At 65.0% G+C, this 18,451-nt stretch carries 14 protein-coding genes; 5 read left to right on the top strand and 9 right to left on the bottom strand.

Annotated elements, in window-relative coordinates; translation table 11 throughout:
• Positions 1-2: 2 nt before the first annotated feature.
• Both J2Y68_RS05935 and J2Y68_RS05930 read left to right on the top strand, forming a co-directional pair.
• Positions 3-1,469, top strand: coding sequence for a DUF58 domain-containing protein (locus J2Y68_RS05935; protein WP_309990967.1), 1,467 nt, complete (start codon positions 3-5; stop codon positions 1,467-1,469).
• The gene (locus J2Y68_RS05930; RefSeq protein ID WP_309990966.1) at positions 1,466-3,961 is read left to right on the top strand and encodes a transglutaminase TgpA family protein; all 2,496 of its coding nucleotides are present in this window, start codon (positions 1,466-1,468) and stop codon (positions 3,959-3,961) included. Before J2Y68_RS05935 ends, J2Y68_RS05930 begins: the two co-directional genes overlap by 4 nt.
• 151 nt (positions 3,962-4,112) lie before the next feature.
• Here the strand turns inward: J2Y68_RS05930 and J2Y68_RS05925 are convergent, their stop codons facing one another.
• Entirely contained in the window at positions 4,113-5,594 is a 1,482-nt protein-coding gene (locus J2Y68_RS05925) for an NAD-dependent succinate-semialdehyde dehydrogenase (RefSeq protein WP_309990963.1), read from the bottom strand.
• Between the two features lie 160 nt (positions 5,595-5,754).
• Positions 5,755-6,687: a 16S rRNA (cytidine(1402)-2'-O)-methyltransferase gene (gene rsmI, locus J2Y68_RS05920; protein WP_397334651.1), complete on the bottom strand. Its 933-nt coding sequence runs from the start codon at positions 6,685-6,687 to the stop codon at positions 5,755-5,757.
• Between the two features lie 257 nt (positions 6,688-6,944).
• On the opposite strand from rsmI, the gene J2Y68_RS05915 reads away from it, so the two are divergent.
• A complete protein-coding gene (locus tag J2Y68_RS05915) occupies positions 6,945-8,585 on the top strand; it encodes a dolichyl-phosphate-mannose--protein mannosyltransferase (protein ID WP_397334706.1) in 1,641 nt (546 codons plus the stop codon).
• A 10-nt stretch (positions 8,586-8,595) separates the two neighbouring features.
• Positions 8,596-10,425 carry an AMP-dependent synthetase/ligase gene (locus J2Y68_RS05910; RefSeq protein WP_309990958.1) on the top strand — a complete coding sequence of 610 codons (1,830 nt, stop codon included), beginning with the start codon at positions 8,596-8,598 and terminating at the stop codon, positions 10,423-10,425.
• Between the two features lie 56 nt (positions 10,426-10,481).
• Here the strand turns inward: J2Y68_RS05910 and J2Y68_RS05905 are convergent, their stop codons facing one another.
• The gene (locus J2Y68_RS05905; RefSeq protein WP_309990955.1) at positions 10,482-11,675 is read right to left on the bottom strand and encodes a TIGR01906 family membrane protein; all 1,194 of its coding nucleotides are present in this window, start codon (positions 11,673-11,675) and stop codon (positions 10,482-10,484) included.
• Between the two features lie 139 nt (positions 11,676-11,814).
• Positions 11,815-12,807, bottom strand: a complete 993-nt coding sequence (locus J2Y68_RS05900) for a stage II sporulation protein M (protein ID WP_309990951.1) — start codon at positions 12,805-12,807, stop codon at positions 11,815-11,817.
• A gap of 93 nt (positions 12,808-12,900) precedes the next feature.
• On the opposite strand from J2Y68_RS05900, the gene J2Y68_RS05895 reads away from it, so the two are divergent.
• Positions 12,901-13,704 (top strand): RDD family protein, encoded by an 804-nt coding sequence (locus J2Y68_RS05895; RefSeq protein WP_309990948.1) that lies wholly within the window; start codon positions 12,901-12,903, stop codon positions 13,702-13,704.
• 89 nt (positions 13,705-13,793) lie between these two features.
• Here J2Y68_RS05895 and J2Y68_RS05890 read toward each other — a convergent pair whose 3' ends face one another.
• The 5 genes from J2Y68_RS05890 to J2Y68_RS05870 form a co-directional block, all read right to left on the bottom strand.
• Positions 13,794-14,618, bottom strand: a complete 825-nt coding sequence (locus J2Y68_RS05890) for a pentapeptide repeat-containing protein (RefSeq protein ID WP_309990945.1) — start codon at positions 14,616-14,618, stop codon at positions 13,794-13,796.
• A 187-nt stretch (positions 14,619-14,805) separates the two neighbouring features.
• Positions 14,806-16,026 carry a L,D-transpeptidase gene (locus J2Y68_RS05885; RefSeq protein WP_309990942.1) on the bottom strand — a complete coding sequence of 407 codons (1,221 nt, stop codon included), beginning with the start codon at positions 16,024-16,026 and terminating at the stop codon, positions 14,806-14,808.
• A 117-nt stretch (positions 16,027-16,143) separates the two neighbouring features.
• Entirely contained in the window at positions 16,144-17,622 is a 1,479-nt protein-coding gene (gene ahcY, locus J2Y68_RS05880) for an adenosylhomocysteinase (RefSeq protein WP_309990939.1), read from the bottom strand.
• Positions 17,623-17,665: 43 nt separating this feature from the next.
• Positions 17,666-17,884 carry a Trm112 family protein gene (locus tag J2Y68_RS05875; protein WP_257368651.1) on the bottom strand — a complete coding sequence of 73 codons (219 nt, stop codon included), beginning with the start codon at positions 17,882-17,884 and terminating at the stop codon, positions 17,666-17,668.
• A 129-nt stretch (positions 17,885-18,013) separates the two neighbouring features.
• A complete protein-coding gene (locus tag J2Y68_RS05870; RefSeq protein ID WP_211713169.1) occupies positions 18,014-18,391 on the bottom strand; it encodes a DUF3499 domain-containing protein in 378 nt (125 codons plus the stop codon).
• Between the last annotated feature and the right edge of the window lie 60 nt (positions 18,392-18,451).

Raw genomic sequence — 18,451 nt, 5'->3', positions numbered from 1 at the left:
ACATGGCACTCGTGGATCGGCTTCCCAAGCACTTGTTCACTAATCGCGGCTGGGGACTGCTGGCCGCCGGGGCACTGGCCCTCGGGTGTGCGTATGTCATGGGCAGGCGCGACCTCCTGACGTTGGCGGTCCTCTTGCTTGCCCTGCCGTTGGTCTCGCTGGCCGGCGTCCGGGTGCTCAAACCGAAGTTCCAGGTGTATCGGGAGTTCAATCCCTCCACAGTGGAAACGGCCAATACGACCACGGTCCGCCTGGCCGTTGCCCGGTCCTCCTACTCCAGCGGCCACGTGATCATGGAAGAGCAACTCCCTCCCCGGTTCGGCGAACCTCCCGCTTTCCGGTTCCCGGCCCGGTCGGCTTCCGGCGGCACCAGCCGCTATGAATACCATTTGCGTTCGGGCAAGCGGGGCCAGTTCCGGATCGGTCCGGTCACCGCTGAGTTCAGTGACCCTTTCGGTTTGTCGTTGCGCCGCCATTCAATAGACGACGGCGACATCCTCACCGTGACGCCCGCCGCCGTCGAACTTCCCGTCACCGGCCTGGCAGGGGCGCGTGGCAATGACGGCGTGACGGCGACCCGGATCCGGGCCAACCCCAGCGACGACGACATCATGACCCGCGAGTACAGGCACGGCGACCCGATGCGCCGCGTCCACTGGGCTGCCACCGCACGCCACGGCCAGCTCATGGTGCGGCAGGAGGAGTCAGTCACCACCCCGGAAGCCACGCTCGTCCTGGACCAGCGCTTCACCGCGTTTTCGGGTGGACCGGTCTCTGTGTTCGGGGGCCACGACGACGACTCGGACCTGGTGACCAGCCCTAACTTTGAGTGGATGGTTACCGCTGCCATGTCCATCGCCGCGCACCTGGCGGAGCGTAACTATTCGCTGAGGGTGCTGGATTCCTTTGGCGCCCCGGCGTTCCTCCGTTCGCGTTCGGCACCGGAGCCGGACACGGAGGAGTTTGCAGGTGCTGGCGGCTTGCATGCCGTCGCGGAAGGGCTGGCGGCGATAGAGCTCAGCGGCCCCAGGCATGCCCGGGGCGACCACCATCGGGGCGAGCATCCACGCGCGGACCACGGCGCCCAGGGAAACCACAGCCCTGACCACCGCGAGTCCGGTGCCGGCGCAGAGGATTCCGTCTTCGATGACCGGCTCATGGACAAGCTCGCGGCCCACCGCCTGCGGGGCCCGTTGCTGGCCTTGGTCGGGCAAATGACTGCGGCCGAGGCGCGGTCCCTCGCCCCGGCCGCCGCCTATGGAGCGAACGCTTTTGCCCTGGTCATGACGGACGCTTCCCGGAGCAACGACGAGGTGTTGGAGATCCTGCGGCAGGCCGGTTGGCGGGTTGCCGCCGTCACGTCCAAGACGTCCCTTGCTGCCTCGTGGTCCTCATTCGATGAAGGTGGCATCGTCGCGGCCGCAGGAGCAGCCATGGATGTGCGGCGCGGGGCCGCGGTGCCCCGATGACTGCCACTTCGCACCGCTCCCCTAGCGCCACCACCCAACCCGGCGGAACGCCCGGCCAGGACCAGCCCAGGAGGGCCCAGCCGCAGAGGCCTGGGCCTGGGCTGTACCCATGGGTCATGGCGGGATCCATCGCAGTGGCTGTCCTTGGAGCTGCACTTTCCCTGAATGGGGTGCTGAGGGGCTGGGCCTGGTTCATGCCGCTCATCACCACGGTCGCGGTGGTTTCGCTGACCCTGGCCGGGCTACGGGCCCTGCGTGCCCAGCCCATGCTGGCCACGTTGGGCTCGTTGGCGAGCCTCACGGGGGTGCTGAGCTTCGTTTTCTGCCGCCAGGACAGCCTCGCCGGTTTCATCCCCACTCCCGGGACCTTGACCGCCGTCGGACGCCTCATCAAGCGCGCCGGGGAAACGGTAGTCTCCGAGAGTGCGCCGGTAGCGCCCAACGCGGGCATCGTCTTCGTGATGTGCGCTTGCCTTGGCCTCCTGGTGATCCTGGTTGACGCCCTGGCTGTTCCGCTGGCCATGCCGGCTGCCAGTGGAATCGGTCTGATTGCCATCATGGTGGTTCCAGCTACCATCAAGCCCCAGAGCGTGGGTATGCCCGGGTTCCTCGGCGCGGCCGTGGGGTATCTCCTCATCCTCGGGTGCAGCCACTGGTTCGCCCCCGATGCCCGGCTCCAGTCCGGGACCGGGCGCGGTTCCGGCCAGTTCCGTCGATCCGTGGTCACGGGCGGGCTGGCGCTTGCTTTGGCCATGGTGGTTCCGCTGGCCATCCCGGGCTTTGAGACGGGCACGTTCCCGCAGGGATCGAGGTTGAGCCCGTGGGGTACCTCCAACGGGCTGAACCCCATGATCACGTTGGGCAACAGCCTCCGCAGCCCCATCGGTTCGGGTCGGATAACGTACGCCACGAGTTCCAGCACGCCGCTGTATCTGCGCTCGGTCACCATTGACCATTTCGACGGCGAGACCTGGGCCCCGGACGACCGCACCGCCCAGAGGCGCACCGGCGCCGACAGGATCGAGACCGGCTACTCAGTCCAGGGCGACATCGTCAACGCCGTGACATCAGTCAACGCGGGCCTGTTCACCAGCCCCTACCTCCCGGCGCCCTTCGCGCCGGCATCAGTGAACGGGCTCAACGGAAACTGGACCTGGGACCCGGCGACCCTCAGCATCATGAGCACGGAGACCACCACCCGCGCCCAGCGCTACGTCGTCTTCTCCGCCGCGCCCAAGGTGACGGCGCAAGCTTTGGCCCAGGCGTCCCCCACGCCGAGGGGCATCTCCGATGACTTCCTGCGGATCCCCAACGGCCTGCCGGAAATCGTCCGCCAGACCGCGGACTCGGTCACACGCCCTGCCGGGAACAACTACGCCAAGGCGTTGGCCATCCAGAAATACCTGCGCTCCGGTGAGTTTACGTACTCGCTGCAGGCCCCCGTCCAGAACGGTTACGACGGAAACGGCCTCTCGGTACTGGCTGACTTCCTTGCAGTGAAGAGCGGGTACTGCGTGCATTTCGCATCAGCCATGGCCGTGATGGCGCGGGCTGAGGGCATCCCGAGCCGGATCGCCGTGGGGTACGCGCCCGGCCGTCTCACCGGCGAGTCTGTTGCCTTGGTGGGCCAGGGCTCCTTCCCGGAGTACGAAGTTGACGCCCGGGACGCACACGCCTGGCCGGAACTGTACTTTGAAGGCCTCGGGTGGGTTCCTTTTGAACCAACACCGTCGCGGGGTGTCGTCCCCGAGTACGCTACGGAAAACTCCTCCACGGGAAACCTCAGCACCAACGCGGACGAGAAAGATGTCCCAACCACGGCGGCACCGCCGGCCATCACCCCCGTTCCCCTGCCCGGCGTTGACACACCGGCAACGACCACGGCCAGCGTCAACCCCTACCCCGCCATGGCTGCCATCGCGGCCGGGGTCCTGCTGTTGATCGGCTTCCTGTGGTCGCCCCGGCTGAGCAGGACAATGCTCCGCAGGCGACGGCTCAACCGGAAGCCCCCGGTTGATGCCCACGGTGTCCCGCCCGGTTCTGTTGATGAGGCTCCGCAGTTGGCCTGGGATGAACTGCAGGACCTCGCTACGGATTACGGGGTGCCGTCAACGCCCAGCGAGACGCCCAGGCACTTCTCCGCCAGGCTCCGCTCAAGTCCCGCTTTGGGTGAAGTGGGCGGGATGGACGACGCCGCGCACGCCGCCGTCGCATCGCTCACCTCGGACTTCGAACGGCAGCGCTATGGTCGCCCCGCGGAGGCCGCCCCACCGGCGGCGACGCGCATCGCCGTCGTCCGTGAATCGTTGCGAAACAACTCACCGTGGTTGGTCCGCTTCCGCGCGGACTGGCTGCCGCCGTCGATGATGCGCCGCTGGGTCCGCGCCCTGGGTGCGCCGTTCCGGGCTGTTGGGGCACTGGGAAAGTGGCTCGGATGGGCGGCCGCCCGGTGGTGGCGGGCGCTCCGGGGGCTGCTGCCCGAGCGCCGCTGACGCTGCCGGATCCAGCGCCACCCCACCATTCGTCGCAGGACAGCAAAAGGCCCGACGCCGGAACTTGTGGTTCCGGGGCCGGGCCCCTGCATGTGTCAGCCGTTCTTGTTGCGAGAGCGGCGGACCGGGCTCCTTGGTGGAAAGAGCAGCATTAGTCGGCGTACGGGTCCGCGATACCTACGTACTGGGTGTAGAGGTACTCTTCGATGCCTTCGGAGCCGCCTTCGCGGCCCAGTCCGGACTGCTTGACACCACCGAACGGAGCGGCGGCGTTGGAGATCACACCGGCGTTCAGGCCAAGCATGCCGGTTTCAAGGCGTTCGCTGATCCGCAGGCCACGGTTGAGGTCCTTGGTGAAGACGTAGGCAACCAGGCCGTATTCGGTGTTGTTGGCCAGGCGAACGGCGTCGTCCTCGGTGGAGAACGTGATGATCGGGGCAACCGGTCCAAAGATTTCTTCCCGCAGGATGCGGGCGTCCGCGGCGACGTTCTTCAACACGGTGGGCTGGTAGAAGTAACCGGGACCGTCCACTGCGGCACCACCGGTGACTGCCTCTGCGCCACCTTCCACAGCTTCAGTGACCAGGGCGTGCACGCCGTCGCGGGCCTTGCCGTCGATCAACGGACCAACCTTGGACTCCGCTTCGGTGCCGCGGGCCGTGGTCAGTGCGCCGATCCTGGCGGCGAGCTTCTCCGCGAAGGAGTCGGCGATGGACTCGTGCACAATGAAGCGGTTGGCTGCGGTGCAGGCCTCGCCCATGTTGCGCATCTTCGCAGCGATGGCACCTTCAACGGCCTTGTCCAGGTCAGCGTCCTCGAAGACCACGAACGGGGCGTTGCCGCCAAGTTCCATGGAGGTGCGCAGGACCTTGTCCGCGGCTTCGCGGATGAGGGCCTGGCCCACCGGCGTGGAACCGGTGAAGGAGATCTTGCGGAGCCGGTCGTCCTTGATCAGCGGGCCGGTAACGGCACCCGCCGTGGAAGTCTGGATGACGTTCAGGACACCAGCGGGGAGCCCGGCCTCCTGCATGACCTGCGCGAACAGCAGGCTGGTCAGCGGGGTGAGGTTGGCCGGCTTGAGGACCATGGTGCAGCCAGCGGCGACGGCGGGGGCTACCTTGCGGGTGGCCATGGCCAGTGGGAAGTTCCACGGGGTGATCAACAAGCAGGGGCCCACCGGCTTCTTCTGCACGAGCAGGCGGTTCTTGCCGTCCGGTGCTGCAGAGTAGCGGCCCGAGACACGGACGGCTTCCTCGGAGAACCAGCGCAGGAATTCCGCACCGTAGGTGACTTCGCCGCGGGCTTCGGCCAGGGGCTTACCCATTTCCAGGGTCATCAGGAGTGCGAAGTCTTCGGCACGCTCGGTCACGAGCTCGAAGGCACGGCGCAGGATCTCGCCGCGTTCGCGCGGGGCGGTGCGGGCCCAATCAGCCTGGGCGGCAGCAGCGGCGTCCAGGGCCGCGGCGCCATCCTCGGCACCGGCGTCGGAGATGCTGAGAAGGACCTTGCCCGTAGCGGGGTCCTCAACATCAAAGGTCTTTCCGGATCCTGCCGGGCGCCACTGACCGTTGATCAGCAGGCCGGTGGGAACGGAAGCCAGCAGTTCGCTTTCGCGTTCAACCGTGACAGTCATGGCGACTCCTTCGTCTTGGGTGCTTTGTAGTGTTGCACCACTAGGGTTCCTTGCCAGAAGTGGCTTGAATTACTGCCACGGTACTGCCCAGCCGGAAGGAGTGTCTACGCCTTCGCGCACTGCCAAGCAGGCGCCTATTTGTGCAGCTGCACAGCAACGATCAACGGGCTGCCAGGACCGCCGAGTACAGTTCCCGTTTGCTGACGCGTGCATCCTCAGCCACCGCTGCCACGGCTTCCTTCAGGCGGATACCTTGGGAAATGAGCTCGTTGACGGCTGCAACGTGGTCCTCCGGCTTGCCGGGTTCCTGTTCAGGCGCACCACCGACAACCACGGCGATTTCGCCGCGGACCTCGTTGTTTTCGGCCCATTCAAGGAGTTCACGGAGGCTACCGCGGATGACTTCTTCGTAGGTCTTGGTCAGTTCCCGGCAGACGGCTGCCCGACGGTCGGCGCCGAAGCGCTCATGCAACGCCCGGAGCATTACTTCGAGCCGGTGCGGGGCCTCGAAAAAGACCATGGTGCGGCGCTCGTCGGCGAGGTCCACCAGGCGGGAGTTCCGCTCCCCGGACTTGCGCGGCAGGAAACCTTCGAAGCAGAAACGGTCAGTTGGCAAGCCGGAGAGGGCCAGCGCGGTGAGCACTGCGGAGGGTCCGGGAACCGCGGTAACGGTCAGTCCGGCCGCGACGGCTCCTTCAACCAGACGGAAGCCGGGATCCGAGACCGCCGGCATGCCGGCGTCGCTGACCATGAGGATGGTCTTGCCTGCACGTACGTGGTCCAGGAGTTCGCCGGTCTTGGCCACCTCGTTGTGCTCGTGGTAACTGATGACCCGGCCGGTAACTTCCACGCCCAGTGCTGTCACCAGCCGGTGCAGGCGGCGGGTGTCCTCCGCTGCGACGATGTCAGAGGTCCCAAGGAGTTCAATCAGGCGGGCCGATGCGTCGCCTACGTTGCCGATCGGGGTCGCCGCCAGCACGATCCTGCCGACCCCCGGGGTTCCGTTGGACTGTGGACCGTCGGCGAGGGGTGCCTCGTCCACTTCTTCTTCGCTGAAAGGAGCCGGGTCCGGGGTGTTGCGTTGTTCGTCCACCTGCCAAGCCTAATGCCGCACGGCCCTCCACGCCGCACCTCAACGCCGGCATAAGGATGGAAAGGTAGCATGGGCGGGTGAACCAGTCGCCCGTTCCTGCCACAGCTTCCGGCACTCCTGAGGCGTCTTCCGCGACCGCCGAAACAAACGGCGCAGCGGCCCGCGGGACCCCTGCGCTGCCCGGCACTGCGGGCCACGCGGGAACGCCAGCCCATGACGGGCCAAAAGCGTCCGCCCCGCGAGGCCCAAGCGCTCCCTTGCCTGGCCGCGGGTTGGAACGCCACAAGTGGATAGCCCGGCCGGCGGAAGCCTTCACCGCCACCGCCCTGCGGGCCCGGCTCATCGGCGAGGTGCAAAGCTGGCGCGACTACCCGGCGTCGTTGCGTTTGTGGTTCTGGCTGATCCCAACCATCACGGCGATACTGGGCGGAATCCTGCGTTTCTTCCGCCTCGGGGAGCCTCACAGCCTGGTTTTCGACGAAACGTATTACGTCAAGGACGCCTACTCCTACCTGGTGAGCGGCTACGAGCGCAGCTGGCCGGCCCAGGCCAATGACTCATTCAACGCCGGCAACCCGAATGTCCTGCTCAACACTCCCGAATACGTGGTCCACCCACCTGTGGGCAAATGGATGATCGCGTTTGGGATGTGGCTCTTCGGCGGCGACAATCCGTTCGGCTGGCGTTTCAGCGCAGCGCTGACGGGCACACTGATGGTGTTCCTCGTCTCGCTCATAGCGCTCAAGCTCTTCCGCTCCCACACCCTGGGCGCCGTGGCCGGACTCCTTCTTGCGATCGACGGCCACCATCTGGTGCTCTCGCGGACCTCACTCCTGGACATCTTCCTGGCGTTCTGGATCCTCGCCGCTTTCGGCGCCCTGCTGTTGGACCGCGACGACGGCCGCCGCCGGCTGGCTGCACGGCTCGCCGCCCAGGCGGCTGCTTCGCCGGGCCGTATGCCAACACCCACCCAACTCGTCGCTGGCCCTTGGCTTGGAATGCGCTGGTGGCGGCTCGTCGCCGGCTTGTGCCTTGGCTTGGCGGTGGGCACCAAATGGTCGGCCCTTTTCTTCGTTGCCGCCTTCGGCCTGATGACGGTCCTTTGGGACATGAGCGCCCGCCGTATCGCCGGTATCCGCAGTTGGTTCAGCGCTGGGATCATCAAGGACGGACTGCCTGCTTTTGCGACCATCGTCCCGGTCGCCGCCCTCACCTATGTGGCCACATGGACGGGATGGTTCCTCTCCAAGGACGCCTACTACCGCCAGTGGGCAGCAACCAACCCGGCCCCCGGCTGGGATTGGTTGCCGAACTCTGTCCGGTCCCTGGCGCACTACCACCTGGAGGCGTACAAGTTCCACCAGGGCCTCAGCGCCGACCACCCGTACGAGTCGAGCCCGTGGACATGGCTGGTCATGGGGCGGCCTACGTCTTTCTACTACCAGTCACCGAAGCAGGGCACCGCCGGCTGCGTCGTGGACACCTGTTCCTCGGCCATCCTCCCCGTGGGGAATCCGGTGGTCTGGTGGGGTGGGACCATCGCCCTGGTCATCCTGCTGTTCTGGTGGGCCGGACGCCGTGACTGGCGCGCGGGAGCCATCCTTGCCGGGGTGGCAGCCGGTTATCTGCCCTGGTTCATGTACCCGGAACGCACCATGTTCATCTTCTATGCGGTGTCATTCGAGCCGTTCCTGGTACTGGCCTTGGCCTATGTGCTTGGTTTGGTTCTGGGGCGCAGCAGCGACCCTCCGTGGCGGAGGCGATCGGGGCTCTACATTGTGGGTTTGGTGATGGTGTTGGCAGTTCTTGCAACCGCGTTCTTCTACCCGGTGCTGACTGCTGAGGTGATCAGCTACCAGGAGTGGCGGATGAGAATGTGGATGCCGTCGTGGATTTAGGAGGCAAGAAGTGAGGGAAGCAACCACGGAGCTTCTGGTGGAGGCCGATCCCAACACCAACGTGACGGACCTCCTCCTGGAACGCTGTGCCAAGGATCCATTCGGCATCCTCTATGCCCACAACACTCCCAACGGCTGGCTGAACGTGTCAGCAGCCAGGTTCCTCGCCGACGTCACGGCACTGGCCAAGGGGCTGATCGCCGGCGGCCTGAACCCCGGCGACCCCGTGGCTGTACTCTCGCGGTCAAGCTTCGAGTGGACACTGGTGGACTTCGCCATTTGGATGGCCGGCGGGGTCACCGTGCCCATATACGAGACGTCCTCTGCCAGCCAGATCGAATGGATACTGGCCGATTCCGGGGCACGACGGATCTTTGTGGAGGACACAGATAAGGCCAACCTCGTCCACGCCCTGGTGGACAAATCACCGTCGCTGGGAGACGACCCAGTCACGATTGTGCGGATGGAGCACGACGGCGACGCCCCCAACCTGACCAGCGTGTCCGCCGTCGGCGTCGGAATTATGGACGCCGAGCTGGAGCGGCAGCGCAACGCCGCGACGCTCGCCGACGTCGCCTCCATCGTCTATACCTCCGGAACCACGGGCAAGCCGAAGGGCTGCGAGATCACCCATGGCAACTTTGTCCTGGTGGCACGCAACGTGATCCCTTTCCTTCCCGAATTGTTGATGCAGCAAGGCGCCAGGACGTTGATGTTCCTGCCCTTGGCCCATGTACTCGCACGGGCTGTCCAGGTGGTCTGCCTCACGGCGGGCATCACCCTGGGGCACAGCGCCGGCGCCAGCGGGCTCATGGCCGACCTCGGAACCTTCAAACCCACGTTCTTGCTGGCGGTCCCCCGCATCTTCGAGAAGGTCTACGCCGGTGCGGGACACAAAGCTGCCATGAGCGGCAAGTCCGCACTCTTTTCCGCGGCTTCGGCAACCGCTGTTGAATATTCGACGGCGGTGGACCTCGCCTCGCGCGGCAAGGGGCCTGGTCCGGGTTGGCTCCTGAACCTCAAGCACAGCACCTTCGACAAGCTCCTCTACCCGAAGGTCCGTGAGGTATTCGGCGGCCAAGTGGGTTACACGGTGTCCGGCGCCAGTCCCCTGAGCCTGCGCGAGAACCACTTCTTCCACGGCGCAGGCGTCCCCGTGCTGGAAGGTTACGGCCTGACCGAGACCACTGCACCGTGCACGGTCAATACGCCCAGCATGACCAGGATCGGCACGGTGGGGATTCCCTTGCCCGGGACCACCGTGAGGGTGGCCGCGGACGGCGAAATCCTGGTCAAGGGAATCGGTGTGTTCAAGGGCTACCACGGCAATCCCCGTGCCACTGCCGAAGCCTTCGTGGACGGGTTCTTCCGGACGGGCGATCTCGGCGAACTGGACGAGGACGGCTTCCTGACCATCACGGGACGGAAAAAGGACCTCCTGGTCACGGCCGGCGGGAAGAACGTGGCTCCGGCTCCCTTGGAGGAGAAGCTCCGCGAACACCCCTTGGTGGGCCAGGCAGTGGTAGTGGGCGACGGCAGGCCGTTTGTCGCAGCACTGGTGAGCCTGGACCCTGAAGGGCTCGCCGACTGGTGTGCCGTAAACAAGGTGTCCCTCTCCTTCGAGGAAGCGGCCGGGGACAGCCGGGTGCAGGCCGCGGTTCAGTCCGCAGTGGACGAGGCTAACAAGCTCGTCTCCGAAGCCGAGTCCATCCGGAAGTTTGCCTTCATCAAAGCCGAGCTCAGCGTCGAGTCCGGGCACCTGACGCCGTCGCTGAAGCTCAAGCGGGCCGCCGTCGTCAGCGACTTCGCGCCCATCGTGGAGAAGCTCTACGCAAAGTAGGGGGCCGGCATCGGACAACAAAAACGGACCCCAACCGGGGTCCGTTTTCGTGTGGCTTAGCGGGCAGCGCCGTTCGCGTTCTCGCGAACGTCAACAGCTTCGGAATCGTCGTCCGCTGCCTCCGTGGTCATTTCCAGGTTGTCGTCAGCGGGTGTGGAAGCGATGCCCGCGCGACGCCGCTTTGTCGGCCAGGTGAAGATGAACGTCAGCGTCGCCACCAGGAACACCAGGGCACCGATAACGATCCCGGCATCCACCCAGAACTGTCCCGGGAAGAGCCGGATGAGGGTGTCATCCAGGGAGAACGTCCACGTCCCGTTGGCGAAGAAGATCCTGTGGAACTCGGTAAAGAACTGCTGCCAGCTCAACGCGGCCAGGACGGCGAGGCCAATGATGATGACCAACGTGACAATTGATCCCGCGAACAGGCCGCGGCGGATTCCGCCGTTGCTTCGCTTACGCAGGTACAGGATGCCGATGATGCTGAGGATGATCAGCAACAGACCAGCCGCGAAGGAGGTCAGGATGACCACTTTCACATCAGCCATGTGTGCCACTTCGCTGTCCTTGAACAGCTTGGTCCCGTCCTGGTTCACCAAGCCGCCCAGGTACCGCGGACCGGCCCAGTTGCTGAGGTAGTCCACGGCATACGAACCATAGGTCATCCGGTCATCGGTGCTGAAACCGTAGCCATCGCCAGGGAAGCCGGGGCGGTTGTACTCCACCCACAGGAACAGCGGGCTGGTCACGGCCCTCACGGCGAGCACCAGGAGGATCACCGGGTAGAAGACCGCCAACAACACCTGGAAGATCCGGGGACCCACAGGCTTGACCTTCGCCGCCTGCTCGCGTTCGGCATTGCGCCGGGCTACTTCGTCTTCGGGCGGTCGGACCTGGAGGGCCGACGTCGGCAAGGGTTCCGAATAGTGCGACGGCTCCTTATCCGCTGAAGTACTCGCAAGCGTGTCGGCAAAAAGCGGCGGTTCAGGCTCGGCGTCGGCCGCTTCGGCGGCCTTCCGGTCTGCCCGGCTCCCGGGCTGGCCCGTGCTTGCTGAGGCGGTGGGAGTGGCGCCCGTGGTGCTAGCGTGCGCCGGCTGGGCATCGTTGGGAGTGGGGGCTGCCGTGGTTTCGGAGGTCGCTGCGGAAGCACCGGCGGACGTCTTTGGCTTCATCCAGTCGAATGCCGGTTCGTTGGGGTCCTCAGGGACGTCCGTGTCAGGCTCTTGTGGTTTTGGGCTCTTGTCGCTCACAGCGGGTTCACTTCCGTAGGCATGCACCGGCGGTTGGGGACTGCCGGCTCTCTTGTCTGCATTCGAGCCTACCGCCCGGCATGACGCAGACACGCGGAGCCACCCCGCCTGCGACCAGATCGCAACGCAACCGTAAGGTCTAGGCTGCGATACTCCGGTAACCGGCGTCGCGTGCGTCCAAATCGCCTGTGACACCGGACCGGACCGCCTTCCGGCCCAGAATCAGCGTGTACGCCCAATAGGCAGCCAAAACGAACGCGCCGATGCCGATCTTGGCCCAGACCGGCAGTTGGCTGGGCGTCACGAAACCTTCCACGATCCCGGATACCAGCAGGACCAGCACCAGGCCCAACGCAATGGTGATCAGGGAACGGCCCTCATCGGCGACCGCCTGCAGCCGTGTCCGCGGACCGGGCCGTACCATCGCCCAAAAGATCTTCAGCCCTGCCGCACAGGCGATGAAAACGGCGGTAAGTTCCATGAGCCCATGCGGAAGGATGTAGCTGAAGAAAACGTCCATTTTTCCGGTCGCCAGGAAGAGTCCGGCGGCTATGCCCACTCCCTGCGCATTCATGAACAGAATGAAGGGAACCCAGAAACCCGTTACACCGAAAGCGACTGCCTGGGCTGAAATCCAGGCGTTGTTGGTCCACACCGCGCCGGCGAACGAGGCTGCGGGATTCTCCGAGTAGTAGTCAATGAAGTCCTCCTCCACGTACTGCTTCACCTTCGCGTCGCTTGCCACAGCCCTCAATGCTTCCGGGGATGTGCCTATCCAGAGTGCATAAGCCCCTGCCACCAGCACGAAGGCGAGCCCGCACCACACCGTCAGCCAACGGATCCGGTAAAAGGCGGCCGGCAGGGCGATGACGAAAAAGCGTGCCAGGTCTTCCATGAAATTCGAGCGGGCACCGGTGAACCTGGTCCGGGCCTGCGCCAACGCTGCAGAAAGGGACGCTGACTGCCCGGACTCGGGCGCCACCGACCTGATCAGCGACAAGTGCGAGGACACGGTTTGGTACAGGCGAAGGAGTTCGTCCGCCTCAACCCCTGTGAGCCGGCGTTTATGCGCGAGGAAGTGAAGCCGCGCCCATTTGTCCCCATGCACGGCCGAGAAGGCATCGATGTCCACGGCACCACCCTAGCGCCCTTGTCCGCCCACCGGACCTGAACCGCCGTTAGACTCATTGGTGCGGGCACGCAGCCCGCAGCATGGGGGGCAGTCTTGAGTTCCATCATCACTGGCGAGGCAGTTGTCCTTGAGTTGCGCCCAGCGTCCTTCGCCTCCCGGGCGCTGGGGCTCATCCTGGACGTCATCTCACAGGTGGTCCTCGCGATCCTGCTGATCATCCTGGTCTCCGCCGCCTCCCGGGACCTCGACGAAGCTGCCATCCGGGCCCTGATCCTCAGCAGCGTAATCTTCTCCGTCATCGTTGTACCCGTAACCGTCGAAACGCTCACCCGTGGGCGATCCCTGGGAAAGCTCGCTGCAGGGCTTCGCATAGTGCGCGACGACGGCGGCGCCATCCGGTTCCGGCACGCCCTCATCCGCGGACTCCTTGGCTTCCTGGAGATCTACCTGACCTTTGGTGGCCTCGCCATTTTCGTGGCCCTGTTCAACGAAAAATCCAAACGCCTCGGGGACATCGTCGCCGGCACCTACTCCCTCCGGCAACGCGTCAACTCAAAGCCGCGCATCATGCCCGTGGCACCGCCCTACCTGCAGGCGTGGATAGCCATGGCAGACATCGGCAGGGTGCCCGACGCCACGGCACGCCGTGCCGGAACCTTCGTACAGCAGGCCTACCTGATGGCCCCTGCCTCACGCATCAACATGGCCGCATCGCTGGCCTCGGAACTCACCCGCTACGTGGCACCGCCTCCGCCCGCCGGGACCATTCCCGAGGACTACATCGGCGCGGTCCTCGGCGAGCGGCGCAACCGCGAACTGGCACGCCTCCGCCAGGCCGAAATACGGAACCGCGCCACCGGCGAAAGGCTCCGTAAACTGCCCTTCACCAGTAACTAACCGGCCCCGGGGCCGACACCCTCCGCGTGCTCGTGCCCCGCTTGGACGCACGCTGCCGGATGTCGCCCCGGGCTCGTTGGGGTGGCCGCTTAGAGCCAGTGGTCCGGTCTTGAGAGCCGCGTTGGTAAGTGCGTGTCGGAGTTGCCTTCGGCGGCGTTCATTTGCGGCTGGGTCACGTAAAGGGCGCTTGAGAGGTCCGCGCCGTGGAGTTGTGCTCCGCGCAGGTCGGCTCCCAGCATGTCCGCCGCTGCCAGGTCACTCCCCCGCAGGTCCGCCCCAATCAGATAGGCGCCACGGAGGTCCACCCCGCAGAGGCGCCGGTTCGCCAGGGCGGCACCCATGAGGTCGGCACCCGGGCGGAGGCCACCGTCGAGCGTTGCGGTTCCTTCGGCACCGTACGAACCGCGGACTTCCCCGCTGACCTCCATCAGGAGGTTCCGCACCTCGCCATGGAGGAGTTCGACGTCGGCGCCCAGCACCGCCGACGCGTCGCCTTGGGCGATGGTTGCGATGCGGCCGGACAGGAGGGCTGCCTCGCCGGCGAGCTCAGGATCGAAAGTGCGCCGCCCCGCTTCGTCCAGGTACCACAGCATCTCGTGCAGTTGCTTAACTGTTTTGAAAACGGCGAACATCGAGTGCCTGGACGACGGATCTTCGGCCCAGCTGATGCCTCCGAAGGTGTGCTGGGATACGGCTTGGCCTGCCCCGAAACAGTCAAAGACCGTGCATCCGCGGAAGCCCCGGGGGCGCAGGCGTTGGTGGATGGTGCAGGAAAAGTCGCCGGCGAGGTTGGGGCATGGCGCAGCCGCAGGTTTGTCGATGGCGAAGTCCGCCGAGCGGGCGAAGCCGAGGGCGGTACAGCAGAGCGCAAAACAGCTGCCGCAATCAGGGCGAAGGGTTGGTGAAATAGTCACATGTGCTCCAAGTGGGGAAAAGGGGTCCGGTAGGGAGGGCCGGGGAACCCGTGGACGGGTTCCCCGTAGGGACTCCCGGAATCACCACAAAGGGCAGCACAAAAGAGAGGGCCAACGAAGGGTGGGCGCCTAAGGAATGGGTCAAAGCATGCAGGAAATAATCACTGCCTTGATCCTACAACCGGAACTATCGCTGGGCGTAGCTGGCCCAAGGGATGTTCCAGTCCCCGAAGCCTTCCAAAGGCTCCACGGCAGGTGCCCCGGTGTTCAGGATCTGGACAACATCTCCGGTCTTCATGTTGTTGAAGAACCAAGCGGCATCATCCGGCAACAAACCGACGCAGCCGTGGGAGACGTTCACTCGGCCTATGGCGCCCCAAGCAGCTTCGAGCGCTTGGTGTACGTATACGCCGGACCAGGTGAGGCGGTTGGCGTAGTCCACCACCATGGGCGCGTAGTAGCCCTTGTCCCCGGGCTTCAGGCCGATGCTGCCGGCGTTGAAGTTGGATTTGCGTTCCTGTTCCAGGATGACGGCGTACCCCGTGGGCGACAACCAGTCTTCGCCGCCCAGGGAGACCGGTGCTGTGTGCACCAACTGTCCATCCGAATAGACATTCATGGTTTTGGTGGTGTCGTCCACCACGGCAACACGCTGGGGGCCGGTGGTGAACGTGGACACGACGTTCCCGTTGCCGATCATCTTGTTGCCAAAATCGACGCCCAGCAGCTTCATGTCGACGGTGACAGTGCTGCCGGAGGCCCAAAAAGCCTCCGGACGGATCCGGACCTTCTTGTCCGAGTACCAGTGCCACGCGACAGGCTGGCCCGAGGACACTGTGATGGCAACCCGTTTCTCCATGGCTGCCTTGTCCAGGACCGGCTCGCTGAAGTTGATTTCGATCGGCTGGCCGGACCCGGCCGTGGTGCCGTTGCGGGGGTAGATGGACGCGTCGGCCTCATAGGCCGCGGAAACCGTGGTGAAGGTCTGGGTCTTCTTGGTCTCCTTGCCGGCTGTATCCACCACGGTGAAGGAATAGGTGTACTGGGTCTTGAACTTCAGGACCTCAAGCGTGGTCCATGTGCTGCCGTCCGGGCTGGTCTTCCCTTGCACCGGCGCGCCACCGCCAACCGGAGTGAGCACCACGTCCTTGACCTTGCCGTTGACTGCCTTGATCTGCGGTCCAACCACAGGGTTCCATTCAACGGCGCCGTCCAGGGGCGTGATTCCCAGCTCCACGGGCTTGGCTTCAACTGTGGGAGTGGGTGACGGCGCGGCTCCGGCATCCTGGCTGGATCCAGCCAGCAACCCTGGAACGGTTGCCACGCCAATCCCGCCCACGGCGATAGCGGCGCAGATCCCTGCAATGGCAAGGATCTTGCCCGTCTTCCGTTTGGCGACTTCCGTCATGGTTCCCGTCTTCCTGTCCCCCGGCAAGCAATACTGAACACCCAATTCTAGCCGAAAGGCCGGCCACGCTGGACGCGTGCCGACCTTTCAACAGTGAGGTGGTGACCCAAGCACCGCTTAGTAGCGGTAGTGCTCCGGCTTGTAGGGGCCGGCTACGTCCAGGTCGAGGTAGTCAGCCTGGTCCTTGCTCAGTTCGGTCAGTTCAACGCCCAGGGCATCCAGGTGGAGGCGGGCAACCTTCTCGTCCAGGATCTTCGGAAGGACGTAGACCTGCTTCTGGTATTCGCGCTCCCCGGCAGGCTGGTCCTTCTTGGTCCAGAGCTCAATCTGGGCGATGGTCTGGTTCGCGAAGGAGTTGCTCATCACGAAGGACGGGTGGCCGGTCGCGTTGCCCAGGTTGAGGAGGCGGCCCTCGGAAAGGACAATGATGGAGCGCTCCGCGCCGGTGCCGGCCTCGAAGACCCACTCGTGGACCTGCGGCTTGATCTCGACCTTCTTGACGCCTGGAATCTTGGCCAGCCCCGCAATGTCGATCTCGTTGTCGAAGTGGCCGATGTTGCCCACAATGGCCTTGTTCTTCATGCCCAGCATGTGCTCGGCCAGGATCACGTCTTTGTTGCCCGTGGTGGTGATGAAGATGTCACCCTGCGCGAGCACCGATTCCAGCTTTGCCACCTGGTAACCGTCCATGGCTGCCTGCAGGGCACAAATGGGGTCGATCTCCGTGACGATGACCCGCGAACCCTGCCCGCGCAGCGCCTCCGCGGCGCCCTTACCGACGTCGCCGTAACCGCAAACCACGGCAACCTTGCCGCCCATGAGGACATCGGTGGCACGGTTGATTCCGTCCGGGAGGGAGTGGCGGATCCCGTACTTGTTATCGAACTTGCTCTTGGTGACGGAGTCGTTGACGTTGATGGCCGGGAACAGCAACTTGCCCTGCTCTGCCAACTGGTACAGGCGGTGCACGCCGGTAGTGGTTTCCTCAGTGACACCCTCGATCCTGGCTGCCAGGCGGGTCCATTTCTGCGGATCGGCTTCGAGGGTCCGGCGGAGGAGGTCAAGGATGAGGACGTATTCCTCGGGGTCATCCTCCGTGGCGGTGGGGACAGCGCCCGCCGCTTCGAATTCGACGCCCTTGTGCAGCAGCAACGTGGCGTCGCCGCCGTCGTCGAGGATCATGTTGGGACCCAACTCCGGGTTGGTTTCCGCGCCGGGCCAGGTAAGGATCTGCTCGGCAGTCCACCAGTATTCCTCGAGCGTTTCGCCCTTCCACGCGAAGACCGGGACACCCTGCGGGTCTTCCGGCGTGCCTTTACCGACGACGACGGCGGCGGCTGCTTCGTCCTGGGTGGAGAAGATGTTGCAGGAAGCCCAGCGAACCTCGGCGCCCAAGGCTGTGAGGGTCTCAATGAGCACAGCCGTCTGCACGGTCATGTGCAACGACCCTGCGATGCGTGCGCCCTTCAGCGGCTGGGAAGCCCCGAATTCCTCCCGAAGAGACATAAGCCCGGGCATTTCATGCTCGGCGAGGCGGATCTGGTGGCGACCTGCCTCCGCGAGGGTGATGTCGGCCACTTTGAAATCAAAAGTCATGGAAATCCTTTGGGTACCGTGCGGGTTTGGTGAAAAGAGGGTATTACGCCTTGGAATCGTGCTGGCCGGAAGTCGCTGCGTGGGCAGCGGCCAACAATTCCGGCGGCAGGAGAAGCGGAATGCCGTCCTCGATCGAGTAGCGGAGCTTTTCGCCGTCCGCCGCGGCGACGGAGGCAACCAACTCGTCGCCCTCCTGGACCAGCGGTGAACCCGTCACGGGACAGCGCAGGATGGACAACAGTTCAGGACTGACCTTTGGCATGAATGATGCTCCCTGGGTGGCGCCGCCCGGCGCCGCTGGCTGGTTAATCTGCAGATTCCAGACTACCGCGCACGTTCGTGCCGTCTGGAGCACCGCGACGATTTGCGACCCCTGCCTTGGGGTGCCCGATCAGGACGGTTCGCGAAGGATCCGCAGGTGACCGCGTCGTGTGCCTTCGGTACCGGCAGGTGGCTCCATGTGCGCATGGTTGTGCCGCACGGGAGCTTCCGGAGCTGCGGAGGCTGCTTCGCGAACAGCGTTGGCGAGTGCGAGCAAGTCGTCGGGCCCGGGCTCAGGGGGCGAGCTGGGCATGGCCAGCCGAAGCACTTCCCATCCCCGCGGGACAGTCAGGCTTTCCGCGTGCTGCGAGCACAGGTCATAGGCGTGGGGCTCGGCATAGGTGGCCAGCGGACCGAGGACCGCTGTCGAATCCGCGTATACGTACGTCAAAGTAGCCACCGCGGACTGGCGGCAGGCCGACCTGGAACATTGACGAATAGCACCCACAACATCCCAGAGTAGCGCCTCGTGCCACCCAAAGTGCGCATTGGCCGTCCGTGGCCCACC

The organism is Paenarthrobacter nitroguajacolicus, from assembly GCF_031455195.1.
In the GTDB taxonomy this organism is placed as follows: domain Bacteria; phylum Actinomycetota; class Actinomycetes; order Actinomycetales; family Micrococcaceae; genus Arthrobacter; species Arthrobacter nitroguajacolicus_D.
Note: the sequence above shows the minus strand (reverse complement) of the source record. Positions and strands in the feature narration are given on the sequence as shown.

What these genes read in the sequence shown, in the direction of transcription:
- J2Y68_RS05925 (WP_309990963.1), bottom strand. Translation starts at nt 5,594, where the DNA reads ATGACTGTCACGGTTGAACGCGAAAGCGAACTGCTGGCTTCCGTTCCC.
- ahcY (WP_309990939.1), bottom strand. Translation starts at nt 17,622, where the DNA reads ATGACTTTTGATTTCAAAGTGGCCGACATCACCCTCGCGGAGGCAGGT.
- J2Y68_RS05875 (WP_257368651.1), bottom strand. Translation starts at nt 17,884, where the DNA reads ATGCCAAAGGTCAGTCCTGAACTGTTGTCCATCCTGCGCTGTCCCGTG.
- J2Y68_RS05935 (WP_309990967.1), top strand. Translation starts at nt 3, where the DNA reads ATGGCACTCGTGGATCGGCTTCCCAAGCACTTGTTCACTAATCGCGGC.
- J2Y68_RS05930 (WP_309990966.1), top strand. Translation starts at nt 1,466, where the DNA reads ATGACTGCCACTTCGCACCGCTCCCCTAGCGCCACCACCCAACCCGGC.
- J2Y68_RS05885 (WP_309990942.1), bottom strand. Translation starts at nt 16,026, where the DNA reads ATGACGGAAGTCGCCAAACGGAAGACGGGCAAGATCCTTGCCATTGCA.